General features: G+C 58.7%; 22 protein-coding genes. 8 read left to right on the top strand and 14 right to left on the bottom strand.

Annotation, left to right across the window (positions count from 1 at the left end):
• Positions 1-2 precede the first annotated feature (2 nt).
• From ahbB (ACR0I1_RS17945) to ACR0I1_RS17905, 9 genes are all read right to left on the bottom strand, one after another.
• Positions 3-485: a siroheme decarboxylase subunit beta gene (gene ahbB, locus ACR0I1_RS17945; protein ID WP_170398124.1), complete on the bottom strand. Its 483-nt coding sequence runs from the start codon at positions 483-485 to the stop codon at positions 3-5.
• Entirely contained in the window at positions 482-931 is a 450-nt protein-coding gene (locus ACR0I1_RS17940) for an Lrp/AsnC family transcriptional regulator (RefSeq protein ID WP_480707452.1), read from the bottom strand. The genes ahbB (ACR0I1_RS17945) and ACR0I1_RS17940 overlap by 4 nt, the downstream gene beginning before the upstream one ends.
• Complete coding sequence (gene ahbB, locus ACR0I1_RS17935; protein ID WP_480707451.1) at positions 928-1,917, bottom strand: siroheme decarboxylase subunit beta; 990 nt, start codon at positions 1,915-1,917, stop codon at positions 928-930. The genes ACR0I1_RS17940 and ahbB (ACR0I1_RS17935) overlap by 4 nt, the downstream gene beginning before the upstream one ends.
• Position 1,918: 1 nt before the next feature.
• Positions 1,919-3,064, bottom strand: coding sequence for a cytochrome D1 domain-containing protein (locus tag ACR0I1_RS17930; protein ID WP_480707450.1), 1,146 nt, complete (start codon positions 3,062-3,064; stop codon positions 1,919-1,921).
• A complete protein-coding gene (locus tag ACR0I1_RS17925) occupies positions 3,061-3,432 on the bottom strand; it encodes a c-type cytochrome (RefSeq protein WP_480459890.1) in 372 nt (123 codons plus the stop codon). Before ACR0I1_RS17925 ends, ACR0I1_RS17930 begins: the two co-directional genes overlap by 4 nt.
• Complete coding sequence (gene cobA / locus ACR0I1_RS17920; protein ID WP_170398137.1) at positions 3,425-4,186, bottom strand: uroporphyrinogen-III C-methyltransferase; 762 nt, start codon at positions 4,184-4,186, stop codon at positions 3,425-3,427. The genes ACR0I1_RS17925 and cobA overlap by 8 nt, the downstream gene beginning before the upstream one ends.
• Before the next feature lie 189 nt (positions 4,187-4,375).
• Positions 4,376-4,777, bottom strand: coding sequence for a cupredoxin domain-containing protein (locus tag ACR0I1_RS17915; RefSeq protein ID WP_480707449.1), 402 nt, complete (start codon positions 4,775-4,777; stop codon positions 4,376-4,378).
• 54 nt (positions 4,778-4,831) lie between these two features.
• A complete protein-coding gene (locus tag ACR0I1_RS17910) occupies positions 4,832-6,616 on the bottom strand; it encodes a NapC/NirT family cytochrome c (protein WP_480707448.1) in 1,785 nt (594 codons plus the stop codon).
• A 125-nt stretch (positions 6,617-6,741) separates the two neighbouring features.
• A complete protein-coding gene (locus ACR0I1_RS17905; protein ID WP_480571905.1) occupies positions 6,742-8,418 on the bottom strand; it encodes a cytochrome D1 domain-containing protein in 1,677 nt (558 codons plus the stop codon).
• Positions 8,419-8,660: 242 nt separating this feature from the next.
• On the opposite strand from ACR0I1_RS17905, the gene ACR0I1_RS17900 reads away from it, so the two are divergent.
• The gene (locus ACR0I1_RS17900) at positions 8,661-9,851 is read left to right on the top strand and encodes an NnrS family protein (RefSeq protein ID WP_480707447.1); all 1,191 of its coding nucleotides are present in this window, start codon (positions 8,661-8,663) and stop codon (positions 9,849-9,851) included.
• Between the two features lie 15 nt (positions 9,852-9,866).
• Here the strand turns inward: ACR0I1_RS17900 and ACR0I1_RS17895 are convergent, their stop codons facing one another.
• Positions 9,867-10,979: a Hint domain-containing protein gene (locus ACR0I1_RS17895; RefSeq protein WP_480707446.1), complete on the bottom strand. Its 1,113-nt coding sequence runs from the start codon at positions 10,977-10,979 to the stop codon at positions 9,867-9,869.
• A 272-nt stretch (positions 10,980-11,251) separates the two neighbouring features.
• Between ACR0I1_RS17895 and ACR0I1_RS17890 the strand changes: the two genes are divergently transcribed.
• Genes ACR0I1_RS17890 through ACR0I1_RS17865 form a run of 6 tightly spaced genes read left to right on the top strand, consistent with a single transcriptional unit; the run spans position 11,252 to position 16,670 of the window.
• On the top strand, positions 11,252-11,701 hold the full coding sequence (locus ACR0I1_RS17890) for a c-type cytochrome (protein WP_170398152.1): 450 nt from the start codon (positions 11,252-11,254) through the stop codon (positions 11,699-11,701).
• A 16-nt stretch (positions 11,702-11,717) separates the two neighbouring features.
• The gene (locus ACR0I1_RS17885) at positions 11,718-13,085 is read left to right on the top strand and encodes a cbb3-type cytochrome c oxidase subunit I (protein ID WP_170398155.1); all 1,368 of its coding nucleotides are present in this window, start codon (positions 11,718-11,720) and stop codon (positions 13,083-13,085) included.
• Positions 13,086-13,090: 5 nt separating this feature from the next.
• Positions 13,091-13,900 (top strand): CbbQ/NirQ/NorQ/GpvN family protein, encoded by an 810-nt coding sequence (locus ACR0I1_RS17880; protein WP_170398158.1) that lies wholly within the window; start codon positions 13,091-13,093, stop codon positions 13,898-13,900.
• 9 nt (positions 13,901-13,909) lie between these two features.
• The gene (locus tag ACR0I1_RS17875; protein WP_480571890.1) at positions 13,910-15,832 is read left to right on the top strand and encodes a nitric oxide reductase activation protein NorD; all 1,923 of its coding nucleotides are present in this window, start codon (positions 13,910-13,912) and stop codon (positions 15,830-15,832) included.
• On the top strand, positions 15,829-16,377 hold the full coding sequence (locus ACR0I1_RS17870) for a cytochrome c oxidase subunit 3 (RefSeq protein WP_480588184.1): 549 nt from the start codon (positions 15,829-15,831) through the stop codon (positions 16,375-16,377). The genes ACR0I1_RS17875 and ACR0I1_RS17870 overlap by 4 nt, the downstream gene beginning before the upstream one ends.
• 5 nt (positions 16,378-16,382) lie before the next feature.
• Positions 16,383-16,670, top strand: a complete 288-nt coding sequence (locus ACR0I1_RS17865) for a cytochrome C oxidase subunit IV family protein (protein ID WP_480707445.1) — start codon at positions 16,383-16,385, stop codon at positions 16,668-16,670.
• Positions 16,671-16,730: 60 nt separating this feature from the next.
• Here ACR0I1_RS17865 and hemA read toward each other — a convergent pair whose 3' ends face one another.
• The gene (gene hemA, locus ACR0I1_RS17860) at positions 16,731-17,954 is read right to left on the bottom strand and encodes a 5-aminolevulinate synthase (protein WP_480707444.1); all 1,224 of its coding nucleotides are present in this window, start codon (positions 17,952-17,954) and stop codon (positions 16,731-16,733) included.
• Positions 17,955-18,139: 185 nt separating this feature from the next.
• On the opposite strand from hemA, the gene ACR0I1_RS17855 reads away from it, so the two are divergent.
• Positions 18,140-18,841 (top strand): Crp/Fnr family transcriptional regulator, encoded by a 702-nt coding sequence (locus ACR0I1_RS17855; protein WP_170648312.1) that lies wholly within the window; start codon positions 18,140-18,142, stop codon positions 18,839-18,841.
• A gap of 33 nt (positions 18,842-18,874) precedes the next feature.
• On the opposite strand, the gene ACR0I1_RS17850 is transcribed toward ACR0I1_RS17855, so the two are convergent.
• From ACR0I1_RS17850 to ACR0I1_RS17840, 3 genes are read right to left on the bottom strand one after another with little or no spacing between them, the layout of a single operon-like run.
• Positions 18,875-19,132 carry a hypothetical protein gene (locus tag ACR0I1_RS17850; protein ID WP_170408114.1) on the bottom strand — a complete coding sequence of 86 codons (258 nt, stop codon included), beginning with the start codon at positions 19,130-19,132 and terminating at the stop codon, positions 18,875-18,877.
• A gap of 1 nt (position 19,133) precedes the next feature.
• Positions 19,134-19,838: a NapC/NirT family cytochrome c gene (locus ACR0I1_RS17845; RefSeq protein ID WP_170398176.1), complete on the bottom strand. Its 705-nt coding sequence runs from the start codon at positions 19,836-19,838 to the stop codon at positions 19,134-19,136.
• A 26-nt stretch (positions 19,839-19,864) separates the two neighbouring features.
• On the bottom strand, positions 19,865-20,299 hold the full coding sequence (locus ACR0I1_RS17840) for a nitrate reductase cytochrome c-type subunit (protein WP_170398181.1): 435 nt from the start codon (positions 20,297-20,299) through the stop codon (positions 19,865-19,867).
• Positions 20,300-20,305 lie beyond the last annotated feature (6 nt).

The following is a 20,305-nucleotide window of genomic DNA, read 5'->3' as shown; positions in this document are numbered from 1 at the left end:
TCTCAGCCTTTCTTTTTCAACCGCAGCCCTGTCTTCTTCAGGATGCGCGTGGAATAAAGGATGTCCTTGGCCCGGCAGGCCTCGCCCAGAATGGCGGTGATCTCGGCGCGTTTTTCCTCGACCTCGTCCCGGTCAGAACCGTGGACCATGGCGAACAGGTTATATGGCCAATCGGGCAGGGCGCGGGGACGTTCGTAGCAGTGGGTGACAAAGGGCAGCGCCCCGATCTGAGTGCCCAATTCCGCAATCTGGCTGTCGTCTACATCCCAAACAGTCATCCCGTTTGCCGTCATCCCCAGCTTGTAGTGGTTCGGAGCGGCGGCGATGCGGCGGATAACACCATGGGATTTCAGCTCCGCCAGACGATACAAAAGGGCATCCTCGTCCAACCCAAGCTTTTCGGCAACGGCTGCGTAAGGCGCAGGCACAAGCGGCAGACCGCTTTGCAGCGCTTCGATAATCTCTCTGTCCTGAACGTCGATCATGCTGCCACCCGGAAGCCGATGAAAAATTCCTGTAGTTTGGGGAAACGGAGAACTTCGATCCCCGTTTCCCGTTCGATCGCATCAGCGGCGGCCTCGATCCCCTCAGGCGTTTCGGTGGCCAGCACGAACCACATGTTCAGCCGGTGCGTACGCTCATAATTATGGGCAACCTCGGCGTGCGCATTGACTTTGGTCAGGACGGTTTCGAATACATCCTCTGGCACGGCCATGGCGCACAGGCAGAACGCTCCACCCATTGCAGCGGCGTCGAAAAACGGGCCGAAACGTGTGATGATCCGCTGCTCTTTCATTCGTGCGAGACGGGTTAGGAGTTCGTCTTCGGGAATCCCAAGTTCCTGAGCTACACTGGCAAAGGGATGCGCGGTCAGCGGCAGGTCATCCTGCATCCGGTTCAGGATTACGCGGTCGGTTGCGTCCATAGTCATGCTGCTGCCTCTTTCGGTTGGATCAACGCGCCGGTCTGTTTGAAACAACGGGTCGAGAACAGCACTTTGTTCCGTGCGCCTGCCAGTTCGGGCAGAGCGGCGGCTGCGGCCAGAACCTCCATCGCTTCGGGGCGCGAGCGTGCATGGATCATGGAATAGAGGCGATAGGGCCAGACATCCTTGACCGGGTTGCGCTCATAGCAAAGCGTCACGCCGGGATAGGCCGCCAGCGCCGGTCCAGCCGTGTCCACCTGTTCGGGCGGCATGTCCCAAACAACCATCGCATTGGCTGACCAGCCGAGTGCCCGGTGGCGCACGATAACCCCGAGACGAGAGATTATGCCTGCTGTTTGCAGCGCTTCGATACGTCCCATTACGTTGGAATCATCTCTGCCCAGCGTTTGTGCCAATGCGGCATAAGGAATCTCTGTCAGGGTCAGGCCCGAGCTGAGCGCCTGCAGCAACTCGCGATCTCCGGGCTGCATGGCTGAGCGATCCACCTTACGAAGGCCAGGAACATTGCGTGTTTTTCCCGACATACGGAAGCCCAAATCGACGTTGAATGGACGTACGAGGCGCAGGTCCAGAACCCGCAGTCCGGAACGCTGCGATATCCGTGCAAGGGTGTCATCGACATGGGTGCGATCCGGGCCGGTTGCGACGAACCAGAGGTTCCAGTCATCCTCCCGCTGGTAGTTGTGGTTCACGCCCGGTTCGGCGTCGATCAGGGCTGCAATCTCTTCCAACCGATGTTCGGGGGCCGCAACAGCGGCCAAGGTGCTGGCCGAAACCGCGCCCGGAGCGATGGTGGCACCCACGCGTGTAATCCGCCCGGTGGCCTGCATGCGAGTTAGGCGATCAATCACCTCGGCTTCGTCCAGCCCTAGCAAAGACGCCAACACCTGAAACGGACGCTCTGTTATCGGAAAGTCGCGCTGAAACTCGTCCAGCAAACGACGGTCGATGGGATCGGTGATGTGTTGCATGTCAAAGCCCCATTCTGTGCGCACGGGCGGTGAAGAAAATGCCGGATGGCCTGTCGGCGTCGATCTCGCGCAGTTTTTCAAACGTTTGCGTGTCGTAGACCATAACCTTGTTGGCGTCGCGCACGCTGATCCAGACCTCATGCCCTCGCGGAGTGAACTCCATATGCAGTACGGCAGGGCCGGGTTTGAATTCGTGAATGATCTCCTTGGTCACAGAATCAATAACCTGAATGGTGTCGTTCAGAGGGTGGGCAAAGTTCACCCAAACCTGCCGCCCGTCAGGACGGGCCATGGCAAAGACCGGCTGACCATGGGTCTGCGTACGTCCGGTCTCGGTCAGAGTGTCGGCGTCGATCCACAGCACCTCGTGATGGCCGACGGCGGGCAGTACGAACTCGCGCCCGGTCAGCGCCCAGCCTTCCAGATGAGGCATCTTGTAGACCGGCATTTCTTCTTGCCCGCGCCCATAGTTGGGCAGCACGCGGATGGGTTCGGGCGTCTCGGCCCAAAGGTCCAGCGCGGTCAGGCCATCCTCGCCAAACAAGCCGGTGATATAGGTGCGGCCATTTGCGGTGATCAGCGCGTCGTAAGGATTCTTGCCTATGTCGGGGATCTTGGTGATCGCGGGTGCGCCGTTGGAGAAATCAGCAATCCAGGTCTCGCCCGTGTCCCACATGGTAAAAACAAACCGGCGGCCGGGTGCATCGACCAATCCGATGGTTTTGCTGTCGGTAGGAATGTCCGCGACCATCTCTAGCGTGTCCGCATCGAAGACGCGCACACCGCCAGGTTCATAATTCGATACAGCGACCAGCTCGCCGTCATCCGAAATGGCACCGCCAATGGCGTTGCCCGCCTGCACGACCCGGTTCACGATCTGGCGGGTGACGATATCCACCTTAGTCAGGCCGCCGTCTCGTCCAAATACATAGGCAAAGCGTTCATCGGGTGAATAGACCAGCGAGGCATGGGACAGATCGCCCAGACCTTCGATCCGCGCCAGCGCTGCGCGGTCGGATTGGTCCACCAGAAGAACCGAGCCCTTGGCGCGTTCGATCACAAGTCCTAGGTCGCCGGTCGCCGTGGGTTCAGCCTGGGCGGTGGTCATCATAAGGGTGGCGGCGAGGGTAAGGATGAGCTGTTTCATTGTGCCTCCTGTGCCAGCAGGTAACGGGCGATCCATTCGGCCTCTTCTTCGCTGATCAGAGGCCGCCATGGGGGCATCGCGGTGTCGGGGATGCCGTCGAGGATCACGCCGGTCAGAACGTCCGCGTCGTAGTGCTCCAGAGTCTCGGATCTCAGATCAGGGCCGAGACCACCTTTCAGCGACAGCCCGTGGCAAGAGCCGCAGTCCTGATGGACAAGACGCTTCAGTGCGTTGGGGTCAAGCGTGTCAGCAGCGAAGGCCGTGGTGGCAACAAGCACTGCGGAAGTGAGAACCGCACGTGCTGCCCATCCTTTGCGTCCTCTCACAGCCGGTTGCTGTGCCGGCCTTCTGGAACCGAACTTAGCCATGCGCCTGCTCCAAAAGGTCGGCCACAGGCCGTTCTGCATAAAGTGAAACTACCTTGCCGATGATGAACAGCGTGGGCGCCTTTAGCCCGGCCTTGCGCACATCAGAGGCCAGCCGATCCAGCCGGGATACCATCCGGCGCTCATCAGGTGTGGTCGCTTTGCCTACCGCCAAAACCGGAGTTGAGCCGGGCAGGTTCTCAGTCATCAGTCCCATGGCGATCTGGCCGATATTGGCGACGCCCATATAGACGACCAAGGTCGAGTCCGGGTCGGCCAGACGTTTCCAATCCAGATCCAACACCTTGTCGGCCTGTCGGTGCCCGGTGACATATTGCACCGATGTCGCCAACCCGCGATGGGTCAGCGGCACGCCTGTCGAACAGGATGCCCCCTGCGCTGCGGTAATGCCTGGCGCGTATTCGACTGGGATTCCGTTTGCCATCAGGTGCGCGGCCTCTTCCGAGCCGCGTCCGAAGATCATCGGGTCACCCCCCTTGAGGCGAGCAACGGTGTGACCGGCGCTGGCTTCCTCGACGAGGATTTCGTTGATGCGATCCTGCGGCACGGTATGACACTTGGGGGCCTTCCCAACCGGGATCAGCCGTGCGCCATCAGCGTGCAGATTGAGGATATCGGCCGAGACCAGACGGTCATAGACCACCACGTCCGCCTCTTGCAGCATCCGCAGCGCGCGCAGGGTCATCAGTTCGGGGTCACCGGGGCCTGCGCCAATCAGAAAAACCTTACCGCTCATGTGCAAACTCGCTTGGTCTGAATGTCTTCGGAGCCCGGAATTCCTGCGCGATCAGGGGACGTTGCTGGGTGAGCCGGGCGTGTCATGCGGCCAGACTGGCGTAATCGGAAAGGAACCTCCTTGACTAAAGTTAAGGAGCGCGGGAATTGCCCCGCGCTCCTTTCGGCTTGCCTGTATGATTGCCTCGGCTCAGGGTTCGACGGTGATCATGCCGATCATGTTCTGTGTCTCCCAATGCGGGCCACACAGATAGTCCTGCGGACCCGGGGAGAGGAAGGTCAGGTCAACCGTCTCCTCAGGAAACAGACGATCGCTTTCGGGCTCGCTGCCGTCTTTTAGCAGTACCGAGTGACTGGTGCGCTTATCGACATTCACCCAGCGCACGGTTGTGCCCAGTTTCACGGTTAGCTCGGCTGGGCAGAACGTGTATTTGTACATCAGCACCACATCGGCATCCTCAACGGCGGAGGAGGGCTGACCGAACAGCTCGACATAGCGCTCTTCGGCTTCGGCACACAGCGCGGCGGTGTCCTCTGCCCATGCGGGCGCGGCCAGAAGCAGCAGCGCAGGGAGAAGGTGTTTGGGTTTCATTGTCCAAGTCTCCTCTTTTAAGCGGAAGGGGCCGGATCGCCCGGCCCCTCTTCCTTATTGTTTGAGGACGTTGATAAAGGCGTTGTCGTCGTCCAATGCCAGGCTGGTATCCAGCGTCACGTGGTGGAACCGTGCGGCGGCAAAGTCATCGTGGATGGCAAAGCCCACCGTATAGGTCTGACCGGCCTCCAGCGGCACGTCACCAGCTGCGCCCGAGTTCAATGGGCGCGTGAAGACCACGGTCCACATACCTGCATCAAGGCTGGCCGAGGCGGCGATCTCACCGTCATTGACCACGCGCTGTTCCAGCAGATAGCCGTTGGTGGCGCTGCCGTCCGCGTAGACGCGCATCAGATCCAGATAGGTGCCATCGGCCAGATACTGCTCGATCTGATCGGCGGCCTGCAGCTTGTCCCAGCCACCCAGCGCCTTACCGCGGCGGCCTTTGATCTCGACCTCGGTGCGGCTTTCGCTGATGTATTTGGTCACAGTGTCCTGCGTGCTCAGCCGACCCGAGACATAGCCATTTGCGGCAATCGCCTCGGCACCCGGGTCAAAGGGCATATAGGAGTTGTCCGCGTGGCACGAGGCCCAGCAGCCGACCTGATCGCCCAGCTCAATCCCAGTGCCGGTGATCATCATGGCCACCTTGATCTGGTTGTCCGGGTCCATCTTGCCGCCATCGACAAAGGGGGCGGGGTTGTGGCCCGCATCCGGCCATTGCAGACGGATATACAGGGTCTCATCATCATGAGCGGCTTGCACGGTCGCATCGATCACACCACGTTTGCCCGGGATCGGGGTTGGTTCCAGATCCCCACCGGCCACGATCTTGTTGCCGATCGCGTCCAGTTCGGCAGCGTGACAGGTGGTGCACTTGTCTCCGCCCTTGGTCAAAGGACGTGCTCCGCCGTGGGATCTGCCATTCTGAACCCATTCAAACGAGGCCTGACCGGGATAGAACAGTTTCATATCTGCACCGGGGACAGCGGCCCAATCGATATTTGTGCCAACATCGCTGCCGCCACCTGCCGGGGCTGCGGCATCTTCGCCAGAAGCTTTGGCACGCTCTTCCGCGACGGCTGCGTCAACCGCTGCTGCGATCTGGGCCTGAACAGCCTCTTGCTGGGCTACACGCGCGGCTTTCTCAGCCTCGGCATCGGCGGCTTCTTTGGCTTCGATCCGCTCGAGACTGGCCAGATATTCGGCCGGGATTTCGCGAATGAAATCTGGGTTCGGCGCTTCAAGCTTTTCCAGATACTCTTCGTCGGCCCGGTCGCGGGCGTCCGAGTGCGCAATCCCCTTGTGGCAGTCAATACAGGTCTGACCGACGGTCATCGCGTTCAGGTGCTGCTGACGGGCGCGGGGTTTCTGGAACTCGGGCATCATCGACTCGAAGTCATGGCAGTTGCGGCACTCGCGCGAGTCCGTGGATTTCATCCGCTCCCATTCGTTCATAGCCAGATGTACGCGCTTGGCTTCAAACTTTTCGCGGGTGTTGATGGTGCCGACCACCTTGCCATACAGTTCTTTGGACGCCTTGATCTTGCGGATGATCTTGTGGGTCCAGTCCTTGGGCACGTGGCAGTCGGAACAGACCGCGCCCACCCCCGAACGGTTCACGTCGTGGATCGTGCCGGTGTATTCCTCGTAAACGAAATCTCGCATCTCGTGGCACGAGACGCAGAATTCCTTGGTGTTGGTAGCTTCCATAGCGGTGTTGAACCCGCCCCAGAAGATGATGCCGGCGGCAAAGGCCGCAGCGATCCCGGCCACGGGCATTCCCCACAGGAAATACCGGCGCCAGATTGGTTTTTTCTTTTCCGGTTCGGAGGTCATATCCGGTCTCCGTTTTGGCTTCTTTTTCTGGCCCTGGATGTCAGGCCTGTGGATTTGGCTGATGAGTCAAACGAGGAAAGGGCGGGCGAGGGGCCCGCCCTTTCCGGTGCTGAGTACAAAACCCGTCAGGTGACGTGGTTCGAACGGTTGTAGACGTTGAACTTGCCGGTGGGTGCAAACAGTCCCTTCACGCGGCCGATCTCTTCCAGCGTCTTGGCGTCGAAGATCACGATCTCACCATTTGGCTCTTTCGAGGTCGAGCGGTTCCACTTGGACACCCAGACCTCGGATCCGTCTTGGTTGAACTCGAAGTGGACGGCGACGTTTCCTTCCTCTTCTGTGATCTGGATCGTTTTCACGATCTCACCGGTTGCTTTGTCGATGACCTGCACCGATTGCTGGATCTCAGGCTCGGGGTGCTTGGTCTGGTCGGCCCAGATGTAGTCCGAGTTCGGATGGGTCCGGATGAATAGACCGGGTCCGTCGGTTTCCACCTCATAGCAGACCTTCCAGGCATCGTCCGGGCGGCCTTCGGGGTCGTTGCCCCAAACGGTAACCGTGCCTTCGCCCAAGTGGGTCGTACCGGCAACAGGACCGCAATTCGGGTCATCCCAGTTGGCGCCCGGGCCGGGGTGCGGCAGCGGCGCGGTATCGATCATAGCTTCCAGCTTATGAGTCTCGGTATCGACCACGACCATCTTGTTCGACGCGTTTGCGGCGATCTGGAAATAACGGCCGGTCGGATCAAAGAACCCGTCATGCAGGAACTTTGCGCTGTCGATCTTGTCGATACGCAGGTTGTCCAGATCGGAGTAGTCCACCTGCCAAAGCTGACCGAGCTCCTTGACGGCCACGATCCATGTGGGCTCGTTCGGGGTGGTGTAGATGGCGGCCACGCGGGCCTCTTCCACATAATCCCCGTCCACGTTGTAACCCCGGGTCGAGACAACCTTTTTCGGCTCCATGGTTTCGGCGTCGACGATGGCGAAATGAGGGGGCCAATAGGCGCCACCGATGACGTATTTACCATCGCCCGATACGGCCACGTCGCGGGCGTCGTAACCAATGGTAACCTCGGCAACCAGCATGTTTTCAGGCTTCTGCCACAGGTCGATCTTGGTCATCTTGCCGTCACGGCCCATGGTGTACCAGAAGCGGCCCGGATTTTCGGGTTCTTCCAGTTTATGGTGCTCGGACGCTTTCAGGACGTGCACCGCATAACCGGTCGGGATATGCGCCAGCACTTCCTTGGTGTCACCGTCGATCACGGCCACCTTGCCCACGTCACGCTCGATGACCACGAAGAAGTTTTCCCAGTTGCGGCCATGCAGCGGCTCGGTCGGGTAGTCTTCGGGTTCGACATAGACCTTGCGGGTCGCCATCATCTGCTCAAGCGACATTTCTGGCGGTTGGGGTGGCTCCATCTGGATGTAAGTCGCCATATCGCGGATTTCTTCTTCGGACATCACGTCCGAGAAGTTGTTCATCCCGCCTTCGGTGCCCCATGCGATGATTTTTTCCAGCCGCTCCTGCCCCAGTTTCAGGGTGCCCGACTCGGTTACGGTACCATCGTCATTCTTCGTTTCAACCAGAGGCTCAAGGCTTTTGCCGGTTGCCCCTTTGCGCAACACACCGTGACAACCGGCGCAGCGCTCAAAGTAAAGTTGTTTTGATGATTCAAAGGCTTCCTTGCTCAGGGTTGGCTCTTCGGCAAAGACTGGCGCAGCGACGCTGCCCAGCAACATTGCCAAACCGACCCCTAAGGCGCGGCCAGTTCTGTTGTAGCTGATTCCAAGTGACATGATCACTCTCCATTTGCTGGTGAGGCAGGTCCTAGGGTGAAACATCACGGCTTTGTCATCCTTGACGAAAGTCAACGGAAGGGGTGCAAACTGGAAATTGAGGGGCAGGAATGAGCCATAAAACAAAGGGAAAACCTGAGTTTCAGGGACATGTTTTTCGGATGCTTGATTTCGGTTAAGTCCATCGCTGGTCGGCCTTGCTAAACCTGTTCCAACAGCCATTGAGGCCGAGGAGAACAGGCATGTCGGCAGTGATCGCGCGCGTATTGGGCGAGGGGTTTCGCATCTTTTTCCTGTCCGCCGGACTTTTTGGTCTGTTCGCGGGAGGCGCGTGGGGTTTTTGGTTGATGACGCAGACCGGGTTGGTCGGATACGAAGACCCAACCTATTCCATGAGTCCCCCAATGTGGCACGCGCATGAGATGATCTTTGGCTATGCCACAGCAGCTCTGGGCGGGTTTTTTCTGACGGCTGTTCCCAACTGGACCGGGACCCCAGAGGCGCGCGCCCGGTTCATCATGCTGGCTGCAGGTCTCTGGTTGGCCGGGCGGGTAGCGATGTGGTTCTCCGGTGCGCTGCCGCCTGTTCTGGTCGCTGTGTTCGATCTGGTCTTTGTTCCAATTCTGGCGGCAAAGATTGCTACTCAGCTGATCCGACGCCCCAAACCGCAGAACATGGTATTCCTTTTGCTGCTCAGTGCGATCTGGATTGCCAACTTGTTAACCCATTTAGAGTGGATCGGTGCGACCAGCGATACGCTGGACATCGGATTGCGGGCGGGGTTGCTGACGCTTTGCAGCCTAATCGCGATACTTGGTGGGCGCATTACGCCAGCTTTCACCCGAAATGCGATGAAACGCGCGGGAGAGCCCGAATCCAACTGGCCTATTTCGGTAGGAGCGTTTGATAAAGCCGCCATGGGGCTTGCACTGTCACTGCCGCTGAGCGTGCTCGTCTTTGGAATCGGACCTGTATCAGGCGCTATCGCGCTGATGCTTGGCGTTGCTCAGATCCTGCGCATGGCACGTTGGCGCGCACGCTGGGCACTGCGGCAGCCGATCCTGATCGCGTTGCATCTGGGGCTGGGCATGCTGGCGCTGGGCCTGATCCTGTGGGGGCTGGCAGTGCAGGGGTTCGGCAGCGAGATCGGGGCGCTGCATGTTCTGGGCATTGGTTGCGTCGGCGGCATGACCCTTGCCGTGATGAGTCGGGCCGCCCTTGGCCATAGTGGCCGTGCCCTCGTGGCCCCGCCACCCATGGCGATCGCTTACGGTTTGATGGCGGCAGCCGCAGTTTTGCGCTGGATCGGGTCGGCGTTTGACCAGGGATATCTGGTTGCGATGCTGGCCTCAGATGGGCTGTGGATCTGCGCCATCGTCTTGTATCTGGTTGCGATGTGGCCCGCGTTGACCGGGCCACGTCTAGCGGCCTGAGCAACGGTTTTTAGATCAAGAAGGTCGGAGCAACGCCCTGTCATTCTTAATATGTCGTTGCAGCAAAGTATGGATTTGTCTTCCGCGTTTTGGAATCTGGCGGGCTGCGATTGGTTGATGGTCTGGCAAAGCTAACTCTGGGAAGAGCGCAACAATTTCGGCCAGCGCCTCGGGCTGTATTCCTTTCAAGGCTTGTTTGCCTGTGAATAGGCTTTCTGACGGCGCGCCTTCCGCCAGCACGATCTCATGCCGGTCGAACAGAATATGGAAATACACCACGCCCTGAGCTGTCTCGTCGACGGTTATGCCGGGTATGCCGACCAGCTTATGGGCTGGGACCAGAACCTCCTCGCTGTCGAACATGCGAACGGCGATACTCGAACGGATCAACATGCGATGCTGCGGCGAGACCAACAGATCACGTCGCGGCAGGTTGCTTCCCAGGCTGCCCGCTGCGATTCGGATCGGGCGCAGCTTGGGATTGAGCGCAAATTCAGACCTATCCAGAGCGCGCGCGCCGATCCAGCGAATTGGTTGTGGTCCATGATCCAAGGTGACAACCTTGTCACCAGCGGAAAGCGTTTCTATCGCGACATCACCATCAGGTGTCGCAATAAGCGTTCCGGCTGAGAAACAAGGAACATCAACGATGGAATCGGGGTCAGTCGTGTCCGGTGCGTTGCTCGGTGTAACGTTGACGACGCTCATCGAATACGTCACCCCGGGATCTAGGGGCTCAGAGGTTATGTAGCCAGCGTTGGTTCCTTCAACCTCGACAAGGTACACAGTGATCGTACCACCACTGGGATTCGTCAGAATGTAGGATTCTTCCAGATAGATGTCGCCGCTCAGAAACGTTGTCGAACCATCAAGGTTTGTTACTGTTCCGGTCTGTGTATCGTCGTCGCCATTTTCGTTGTTGAATCTGTCGCCGTTGAAAACATCCCCGGTATCGGGAACTGGCGGGCCAAACCCATTTCGAATGAAACCACCGGCCTCGTCCTCAACATTGAATACCCTTCGGTCCGTCGCGGGGTCATAGCTTGCGTCCAGGGTGATCGTATCAGGCCCAATTGTATTCACCGTAATGACGCCGGGTGCGTATCCGATGTATGAGTAGTTCGCCATTCTTTAACCACCACGCTTCAGGTGCCATCTAAGCACCTCTATTCACCAATAAATCGAGAACGCTCGCTTCAACTTTTCGAACGTCCGGAAACATGCTGTTCTAAGTACTATTTTTCAAGGCAATCTGAGGGCATTTTAGTGATACTGACGCAATTATGACCACAGGTGTCCAATTCCGCGCTTACTTTGGCATGCTTGACTTTCGTTAAGGCAGCCCTGCGACCCACCCGCCATTGTCATCAGACTAGCTAATCTGCGCAAAGGAGAGCGCAATGCGAGAAGTCATGACAAAGAGCATGGCTCGCAACATATTCTATGGCGGGTCACTGTTCTTCATCCTCATCTTCCTGGCCCTGTCGGCCCACTCGCACTGGTACATCGTCAACTCCGAGAATTCGGCGAAGCTTGATGACAGTGTGGTTCGGGGCAAACATGTCTGGGAAAAACATGCCTGCATCAACTGTCACACGATCCTGGGCGAGGGCGCCTACTACGCGCCGGAAGTCGGGAATGTGATGACCCGCTGGGGTGTGCTGGACGACCCGGAATCGGCCTTTGAAGCGCTCAAGGGCTGGATGGAGGCGCAGCCGACCGGCATTCCCGGTCGTCGGCAGATGCCCAATTTCAACCTCAGCGACGAAGAGATCCGCGATCTGACCAACTTCTTGATCTGGACGGACAACATCGATGCGCAGGGCTGGCCGCCCAACGAGGCAGGCTGAGAAAGGGAACGGAGCAATGAAATACGAATCCCAAAAAATCGCCTACGCCTACTTCGCAGTAGCGATGGCCCTGTTCGCGGTACAGGTAATCGGCGGCCTGCTAGCCGGTTTCATCTATGTATTCCCGAACTTCCTGAGTGAGCTTCTGCCGTTCAATATCGTACGGATGCTGCACACCAACTCTCTGATCGTCTGGCTACTGCTGGGCTTCTTCGGTGCGGCCTACTTCCTGATCCCCGAAGAGACCGAGCGCGAGATTCATTCGACCAAGCTGGCCTATCTGCAGTTGATCATTCTTGTGGTTGGCACGCTGGGCGTGGTCGTGACCTATGTCTTCAACCTGTTCGAAGGCAACTGGCTGCTGGGCAAAGAGGGGCGCGAGTTCCTTGAACAACCCAAATGGGTCAAGGCGGGCATCGTCGTGGCCGCGCTGATGTTCCTTTACAACGTGTCACTGACCGTTCTGAAGGGCAAGAAGACGGCGATTTCGAGCATCCTTGTTCTGGGCCTCTGGGGTCTGGCGCTGCTGTTCCTGTTTGCTTTCTACAACCCGGGCAACCTGTCCTTGGACAAGCAATACTGGTGGTATGTCGTCCACCTATGGGTCGAAGGCGTATGGGAGCTGATCATGGCCTCGATCCTGGCCTACCTGATGCTGAAGCTTACGGGCGTTGACCGTGAGGTGGTCGAGAAATGGCTCTATGTCATCGTCGCCGCCGCGCTGTTCTCGGGCATCCTTGGGACAGGTCACCACTACTATTGGATCGGTACACCCGGCTATTGGCAGTGGATCGGTTCGATCTTCTCAAGCCTCGAGGTGATCCCGTTCTTCGCGATGATGGCCTTTGCCTTCGTCATGGTCTGGAAGGGCCGTCGTGACCACCCTAACAAGGCTGCTCTGCTGTGGTCACTGGGCTGTGCAACGCTTGCCTTCTTCGGTGCCGGTGTCTGGGGCTTCCTGCACACGCTGCACGGGGTGAACTACTATACCCATGGCACGCAGATCACCGCAGCCCACGGTCACCTGGCCTTCTACGGTGCTTATGTCTGCCTCAACCTGGCGATCTTCAGCTATGCGATGCCGATCCTGAAGAACCGTGATCCCTACAATCAGGTTCTGAACATGGGCTCGTTCTGGCTTATGACCAGCGGCATGGTCTTCATGACCTTCGTCCTGACCTTCGGTGGTACCGTGCAGACTCACATGCAACGTGTGGTCGGTGACTACTTCATGGACGTGCAGGACCAGATCGCGATCTTCTACTGGATGCGTCTTGGCTCTGGTGTGGTCGTGGTCCTTGGTGCGCTTCTGTTCATCTACTCGATCTGGGTGCCCCGGAAAGAGGTGATTGAACCCGGTGCCTCTGAAACCCCTGCGGAGTAATGGATATGGATGGCTCCATGAAACTGAATGAGGGGGCGGCGAACGCCCCCTTCTACCTCGCCCAAAGCGATGAATGCGATGTGTTCACCGCCGCCTACAACAACGACCTGCCGGTCTTGCTGAAAGGCCCAACAGGTTGCGGCAAGACCCGCTTTGTGGCCCATATGGCCGCCAAGCTTGGCCGCCCGCTTTACACCGTAGCCTGCCACGATGACCTCGCCGCCGCCGACCTGATCGGTCGCTACCTGTTGAAGGGCGGCGAAACAGTCTGGGTTGATGGCCCTCTGACTCGTGCGGTGCGCGAAGGCGCGATCTGCTACCTTGATGAGGTGGTCGAAGCCCGCAAGGACGTCACCGTTGTGCTGCACCCGCTGACCGACGACCGGCGCATCCTGCCGATCGACCGCACCGGCGAAGAGCTTGAGGCCGCGCCCGGCTTCATGCTGGTGGCCTCGTACAACCCCGGATACCAGAATATCCTGAAAACCCTGAAACCCTCGACCAGGCAGCGGTTCATCTCGCTGGAATTCGACTTTCCTTCGCCCGAGATGGAGGCCGAAGTCGTCGCGCAAGAAAGCGGTCTGCCGCTTGAACGCTGTAAACCGCTGGTACGCCTTGCAGGTAAGTTGCGCGGGCTTAAGGGTCAGGACCTTGAGGAAGGCGTGTCCACCCGGCTGGTCGTTTATGCCGCGACGCTGATCGCACAGGGCATGTCCACCGACCGCGCCATCCTCGCCGCAATGATCGAACCTCTGACTGATGATGAGGATATCAAACGCGGGCTCCTCGATCTTGTCACGGCTGTCTTTGGGTGAGGCCGGCCGATGGTCAGGATCGATTTTGAGCCATGGGAACCCGAAGAAACGATCGGGAAACTGTGGCACACCCTTGCCAGTCGCCTTGATGCACCTGAAGTGCATGATGGAGCCGCGGTCGACCTCTCAGAGGTCGCAGGGCGGCTGGCAGTCCTCTTTCGAGGACTTGGGGGTAGTCCGGGCGTAGAATTGCGCCCGGTCTCGCCCGAGATTTCGCGCCACCGTCTGGGGTGGCGTCGTCGTCTGGCAACCGAGGCCGAGATGATGCCGCGTGCGTCGTTCGATGGCGAAGTTCTGCGTTTGCCGGATCGGCTGGCGGTGTTTCCCGCGCGTGAAGCCAACGGTGCGCTTTATGTCTGGCTGGCCGCCGCCGCTGCACATGCCGGAACTCGTATCGACGAAGACGACCCGTTGCGCGCCGACCTGCATGCGCTTGTCGCCGCCCGACAGATGGTCGAGGCGGCGTTGCACAACGCCCCCGGCCTGCGCCCGCTTTATACCGAGCTGTGCAAGGGCGTTCTGTATCAACGCGACATTTCCGGGCTGCCACCCGTCGAGGCAGCGGTTGAAGAACTGGTCCGCCACATGCTGGGCGACCCCGCGCCTTTGTCGCCAAAGGCTGAACATCTTCTAGCGTTGGATGACGACCTCACCGCCCCGCGCAGCTATCAGCATTTCCGGCCTGTCCCGCTGTGGCCCGAGTTGCGCCCGGTCGGGTTCTCCGAACATAACGAAGTGGAGAACCCCGAAACCGAAGGACCGCCCGAGGAATCCGGCGAAAAAACCCACCGTGCCCGCCGCCGCAAATCGGATCAGGCCAACCGCAGCGACAGTTTCATCCTGCACAAGTTCGAAGCGATCCTCAGTTGGGCTGAGTTCCTGAACATCAACCGGCGCATCGACGATGACGATCCTGATAACGCCAAGAAAGCCGCCGATGATCAGGAAGAGATTGGCTTGGGTCAGATCTCGAAGGCGCCGCCGACCAAACTGAAACTTCATCTGGACCTCGCTCCGGAGGACGTGAACCGCGAACGCCTGTCGGGACGGGTTTTGTATCCCGAATGGGACGTGCGCATCGGCCAATACTTGCCCGATCATGTCAACGTTCTGACCTCGGATGCCGAGATTCGCGAAGATGCCGCCGAGTTCGGCAAAGACCCCGCCACTGCCCGCCGCATCCGCGCCGTGAAACGCCAGTTCGAGGCGCTGCGCCCGGGCCGCGTGATGACGCGTGGTCATCTGGATGGTGACCAATTGGATATCGAGGCAGCCGTTCGGGCGCAGGTAGACCGTTGTGCCAATGGCGAAGGCACCGAACGCATTTGGATGCAATCGCGCCCCGAGGCGCGCGATCTGGCGGTGTCTATCCTGCTGGATGTCAGCCGCTCGACCGAAAGCGCCGTCACAGGCCGCGCCGTAATCGACATTGAACGCGAGGCTCTTGCGGCACTCGCCTGGGGTCTGAACGCCTGCGGCGACGATTTCGCCATCCACGCCTTCAGCTCGCTGAAACGCCAACGGGTTTACGTGCAGCGCTGTAAACGCTTCGATGAGCCGATGGGTAGTTTGGTGGAACAGCGCATCGCCTCGCTGCGCCCCGGCCACTATACCCGCCTCGGCGCCGCAATACGCCATTGTTCCGCCGATCTGGCCAGCCAATCGCGCAAACGCCGGTTGCTATTGATCATCACTGACGGCAAACCCAACGACCTGGACCATTACGAGGGTCGCCACGGTATCGAAGACACCTGCATGGCCGTGCGCGAGGCGCGTAGGGCAGGGCAATCGGTCTTTGGCGTTACCATCGACAAAACCGGCAAAAGCTGGTTCCCGCGCATGTTCGGTCAAGGCGGCTTCGCCGTCATCCCCGACCCGCACCGGCTGATCATGGCCCTGCCTCAGATCTACCGCCAACTGGTTGGAGCATGAGCGACGCCTCTTTGATCGATGAGCTTCCGGGCGAGCTGCTGATGTGGGTTCTGATCATCTCGGAATTGCTGGTTTTCGGCGCGGGCCTGATTGCCTTCATGGGCGTGCGCCTGACCGACCCGACAGGATTTGCCGAGGCTCAATCGCACCTTTACCGGACAGGGGCGGCGCTCAACACGGTGGTGCTGGTCACCTCGGGCTATCTGGCGGCTCAGGCGCTGCAGTGGCGAAAAATCGCGCGCCGGGGCGTGGCTCGAATGGCCTTGATCACTGCCGCCGTGCTGGGTGTCGTGTTCTTGATCATCAAAGGTGCGGAATACGCGGGCAAAGCTGCACATGGGATCACCTATGAGACCCACCCATTTTTCCTGTTCTATTATCTGCTGACCGGGTTTCACGCCGCACATGTGTTGGCAGGGGTCGGTATCCTGCTGCTGGTCGCCTGGCGTGACGATCCACGCAACATTGAGGCAGGTGCGCAGTTCTGGCACATGGTCGATCTAGTCTGGATCATGCTTTTCCCCGTGATCTACCTGCTGGGATAATTCCGATGCCTGCAGCACCATCTTTTCCCAAATACTGGCGAAGGGCGCTCCATAGTTCGCTCACACGTGCATGGCTGACCCTTTTGGTGCTCAGCGTCGCATCAGCACTGTTGACTGTGCTGCCCATCCCGCCAGCCGTTCTGGCGGGGTGTATTCTGGTCCTCGCATTGGCGAAATGTCGCGTTATCCTGGCTTGTTATCTTGATCTCGTAAACAGCCCGGCCTGGCTGCGAGGTTTCACCATGGTGCTGACGGGCTTTGCCATCATTGTCTTTGCCCTCTACCTGATCTGACTCAAAAAAACGCCGCCTCCGGGGAGACGGCGAAGTTTTACGCTAGGGGGCGCTTCTTGGTTACTGGGCTGCCATCGGCATGCGCGCAATCTGACAGCGTTGCCAGAGTGTGGACAGCGCGCCAACCAGATGCTCGATATCCTCATCCGTATGTACCGGAGACGGCGTGATCCGCAGACGCTCGGTCCCTTTTGGTACGGTGGGATAATTGATCGGCTGAATGTAGATGCCGAACTCTTCCAGCAGCGTGTCCGAGATAAACTTGCACTTCACCGGATCGCCAACCATCACCGGGATGATGTGGCTGGGGTTAGGAATATGAGGAATACCTTCCGCATCCAAACGAGCCCGAACCTGCGATACACGGGCTTTCTGCAGGTCGCGCTCAGCATTCGATTGTTTCAAATGCCGGATCGAGGCCGCGGCCCCGGCCGCGATCGATGGTGGCAGGGCGGTGGTAAAAATAAACCCGCTGGCGAAGCTGCGCACGAAATCGCACAGCGCAGCCGAGGCAGCAATATACCCGCCCACCACACCGAACGCTTTACCAAGCGTGCCTTCGATCACCGTCAGGCGATCCATAAGGCCTTCTCGTTCAGCGATACCACCGCCGCGTGGCCCATAGAGGCCAACGGCATGAACCTCATCCAGATAGGTCATCGCGCCGTATTTGTCGGCGAGATCGCAAATCTCTTTGATGGGGGCGATGTCACCATCCATCGAATAGACCGACTCGAACGCGATCATCTTCGGCGCATCGGGATCAGCTGCGGCCAGTTTGGCTTCAAGGTCATCCAAATCGTTGTGTTTCCAGATCACCTTCTGCGCCCGCGAGTGGCGGATGCCTTCGATCATCGAGGCATGGTTCAGTGCATCAGAGAATACGATCAGGCCGGGGATTTTCGCGGCGAGAGTGCCAAGGGCTGCCCAATTCGAAACATACCCGGAAGTAAACAGAAGCGCGGCTTCCTTTCCATGCAGATCGGCCAGTTCGGCCTCAAGCAGCACGTGGTCGTGAGTGGTGCCTGATATGTTTCGCGTGCCCCCGGCCCCCGCGCCACAGCGATCCAATGCGTCATGCATTGCATCGATAACTGATGGGTGCTGACCCATGCCAAGATAGTCATTCGAACACCAGATCCGCACATTTCGCTGGACAGATCCATCCGTCTGACACGCGTTCGGGAAAGAACCACAGCGACGTTGCAAGTCTATGAAAACACGATAGTTCCCTTCATCCCGAAGGTCACTGAGGCTTTGACTGAAATAACGCTCGTAGTCCATGTTACGTGCTCCCCGGAATACTGGCTTTGAGCCGAGAATAGGGCAGCGAACCAAGCCGCAACATGACAATAGTCAAGTTTAGGCAACATAAAACTATGGTGCACAACTGCCGGCTCTGGCATAGCGTGGAACAGGGATGGACCGACCGCGCCCATGCGCCGGCAGGAAATAACAGGGGTATTCTCTTGTCTCACGAAGCACAAAAAGCGATCGCACGTCAGTCGCTGCTGCTGCGCAGTTTACCGGAACAGCATGTGGAAACACTGCTGAGCCACGCGATCTGGCGTCAGTATGACCGTGGTGAGACAATATTCCTGCAGGAGGAAAAAGCGCAGGCCATCCACGTCGTGCTTGAGGGTTGGGTCAAGCTGTTCCGCATGACCCCCACCGGGGCCGAAGCCGTCGTGAGCGTCTTCAAACGTGGTGACAGCTTTGGTGAGGCCGTAGCTCTGCGTAACGTTCCCTATCCTGTATCCGCCGAGGCCGTATCGGCCTGTGATGTCATGCATATCCCCAGTCCGATCCTGATCTCATTGATGAGAGAGGACCCTGAGATCGGTATTTCTATTCTGGCCGCGACCTTTACCCATCTTCACTCGTTGGTGGCGCAGCTAGAGCAACTCAAGGCTCAGACCGGAGCGCAACGCGTGGCCGAGTTTTTGTTGAATCTCTGCGACAGCGACAAAGGCGGATGCGAGGTTTTGCTGCCCTACGACAAGATGCTCATCGCAGGCCGTCTGGGGATGAAGCCGGAAAGCCTGAGCCGGGCGTTTTCGCGGCTCAAGGCGGTGGGTGTGAAGATCAACCGCAACCACGCCGAAATCTCGGATATCGCGCGTTTGCGGGACTATGCGGAAAGCGATCCGGCGGAAAACTGGGGGCGGTGACCCCGGAATTGCCGCCGGGCCCGACCAACCACTTCAGACGGTTGCGCCCTTGCGGCGAATGGCGGTGCCCAGACTTCCGGCGCAGAGACCAACGATAATTGCGATCAGCAGCGCTATCGTTCCAACGTGGGAAATCTGCCAACCGGCAAAGAGCAGAGGTGCGATCAGGCCAACCAATCCACCCATCAGTGCGCCCAACCAGTATTGGCGCGTCATCATTCCCAGTGCCAGACCCAGAATGCCGGGCAGACCCAGTACGTTACCGCCGATGGTTCCAAGTATCTCTAACATCTCAGTCCCCACCTTGTTCCGAGCTTTTGTTCAGGAACGCGCGGATGTCGTCCCCTGATGCTGCAGCGTGTTCCTGCAGAACCTCACCATCTACCTCTTTCGCAATCTTCTCATACGTTTCCAAATAGTTGGGTGGGAGACTGTGTGCGATGCCCTGGTGGCAATCGATGCAGGTCATGCCGGTGTCGATTGCGCGCTGGTGTTCGCTGGCTGCGCGGGTTTCCTGAAGGGTGAAGTCCATATAGTCAAAGTTGTGGCAGTTGCGGCATTCCCGGCTGTCGGATTCCTTCATCTTCTTCCATACGGCCGACGCCATGGAAAGACGATGGTCCTCATACTTCTCTTTCGTGCTGATAGTGCCTGCCAGTTCGTGGTAGACGTCCTTCACGGCCATGATCTTGGCCTTGATCTTGTGGTTCCACTCGTCCGGAACGTGGCAATCGGAACAGATGGCCCGCACGCCGGAATCGTTATTGTAATGGACCGTTTCCCGATATTCGCCCAGATTGGTTTCCATCGTGTGGCAGGATACGCAGAACTCTTCCGTGTTGGTCAATTCCAGTGCCCAGTGGAACCCACCCCAGAACAGGATGCCTGCCAGAAACCCGGCCAGTAGTGTAAAGCCGACACTGAGGACGGCGATCGGGCTCCAGAACCAGGTCCAGAGGCGCCGGATGAGTCCTTGTTTTTCTTGGGAGTCGGACATGTCGCGCTCTCCTTTTCGACCTGTGTTCAGTTTCCGGAGGAAGGTTCAAAAGTGTTATCGACCAGAGGCAGCGCATCGGCCTGTGGTACGTGGCACTGATTGCAGAAATACCGTGTGCCGGCGATCTGATCCAACTCTCGCCCTTCGCGGTCCAGATAGTGAGTCATCGACAACGTCGGAGCGTTGCGTTCACCAGCCTTGGTCCAGTCATGGCAGGAGAGGCACTGATTGGTGCGCAGGTCGATCTGGTACTGTTCGATCGAATGTGGGATCAGCGGCGGCTGCTGGCGATAATTACGCTGCATTCGGCCTTCGACTGTCCGATGCACCTGATCCAGGACGGCGGGCTCATCGACTTCGGCACCGCGTAGGCTGTTAACTCCGGCAGACTGCGCGAGGGCCAGGCCACCGAGGAGCAGCGGCGGGATCAGGGCAAGGCCCACTAGGATCGGCTTTTTCATCTTCTC

The sequence above is a fragment of the Ruegeria sp. B11 genome (genome assembly GCF_056539785.1).
This window is presented reverse-complemented; position numbering and strand designations above follow the sequence as displayed.

What these genes read in the sequence shown, in the direction of transcription:
- ACR0I1_RS17885 (WP_170398155.1), top strand. Translation starts at nt 11,718, where the DNA reads ATGAAATACGAATCCCAAAAAATCGCCTACGCCTACTTCGCAGTAGCG.
- ACR0I1_RS17865 (WP_480707445.1), top strand. Translation starts at nt 16,383, where the DNA reads ATGCCTGCAGCACCATCTTTTCCCAAATACTGGCGAAGGGCGCTCCAT.
- ACR0I1_RS17890 (WP_170398152.1), top strand. Translation starts at nt 11,252, where the DNA reads ATGCGAGAAGTCATGACAAAGAGCATGGCTCGCAACATATTCTATGGC.
- ahbB (WP_480707451.1), bottom strand. Translation starts at nt 1,917, where the DNA reads ATGCAACACATCACCGATCCCATCGACCGTCGTTTGCTGGACGAGTTT.
- ACR0I1_RS17850 (WP_170408114.1), bottom strand. Translation starts at nt 19,132, where the DNA reads ATGTTAGAGATACTTGGAACCATCGGCGGTAACGTACTGGGTCTGCCC.
- ACR0I1_RS17910 (WP_480707448.1), bottom strand. Translation starts at nt 6,616, where the DNA reads ATGACCTCCGAACCGGAAAAGAAAAAACCAATCTGGCGCCGGTATTTC.
- ACR0I1_RS17880 (WP_170398158.1), top strand. Translation starts at nt 13,091, where the DNA reads ATGGATGGCTCCATGAAACTGAATGAGGGGGCGGCGAACGCCCCCTTC.
- ACR0I1_RS17915 (WP_480707449.1), bottom strand. Translation starts at nt 4,777, where the DNA reads ATGAAACCCAAACACCTTCTCCCTGCGCTGCTGCTTCTGGCCGCGCCC.
- ACR0I1_RS17840 (WP_170398181.1), bottom strand. Translation starts at nt 20,299, where the DNA reads ATGAAAAAGCCGATCCTAGTGGGCCTTGCCCTGATCCCGCCGCTGCTC.
- ACR0I1_RS17845 (WP_170398176.1), bottom strand. Translation starts at nt 19,838, where the DNA reads ATGTCCGACTCCCAAGAAAAACAAGGACTCATCCGGCGCCTCTGGACC.
- ACR0I1_RS17930 (WP_480707450.1), bottom strand. Translation starts at nt 3,064, where the DNA reads ATGAAACAGCTCATCCTTACCCTCGCCGCCACCCTTATGATGACCACC.
- ahbB (WP_170398124.1), bottom strand. Translation starts at nt 485, where the DNA reads ATGATCGACGTTCAGGACAGAGAGATTATCGAAGCGCTGCAAAGCGGT.
- ACR0I1_RS17905 (WP_480571905.1), bottom strand. Translation starts at nt 8,418, where the DNA reads ATGTCACTTGGAATCAGCTACAACAGAACTGGCCGCGCCTTAGGGGTC.
- ACR0I1_RS17870 (WP_480588184.1), top strand. Translation starts at nt 15,829, where the DNA reads ATGAGCGACGCCTCTTTGATCGATGAGCTTCCGGGCGAGCTGCTGATG.
- ACR0I1_RS17875 (WP_480571890.1), top strand. Translation starts at nt 13,910, where the DNA reads ATGGTCAGGATCGATTTTGAGCCATGGGAACCCGAAGAAACGATCGGG.
- ACR0I1_RS17925 (WP_480459890.1), bottom strand. Translation starts at nt 3,432, where the DNA reads ATGGCTAAGTTCGGTTCCAGAAGGCCGGCACAGCAACCGGCTGTGAGA.
- ACR0I1_RS17940 (WP_480707452.1), bottom strand. Translation starts at nt 931, where the DNA reads ATGACTATGGACGCAACCGACCGCGTAATCCTGAACCGGATGCAGGAT.
- ACR0I1_RS17895 (WP_480707446.1), bottom strand. Translation starts at nt 10,979, where the DNA reads ATGGCGAACTACTCATACATCGGATACGCACCCGGCGTCATTACGGTG.
- ACR0I1_RS17900 (WP_480707447.1), top strand. Translation starts at nt 8,661, where the DNA reads ATGTCGGCAGTGATCGCGCGCGTATTGGGCGAGGGGTTTCGCATCTTT.
- cobA (WP_170398137.1), bottom strand. Translation starts at nt 4,186, where the DNA reads ATGAGCGGTAAGGTTTTTCTGATTGGCGCAGGCCCCGGTGACCCCGAA.
- hemA (WP_480707444.1), bottom strand. Translation starts at nt 17,954, where the DNA reads ATGGACTACGAGCGTTATTTCAGTCAAAGCCTCAGTGACCTTCGGGAT.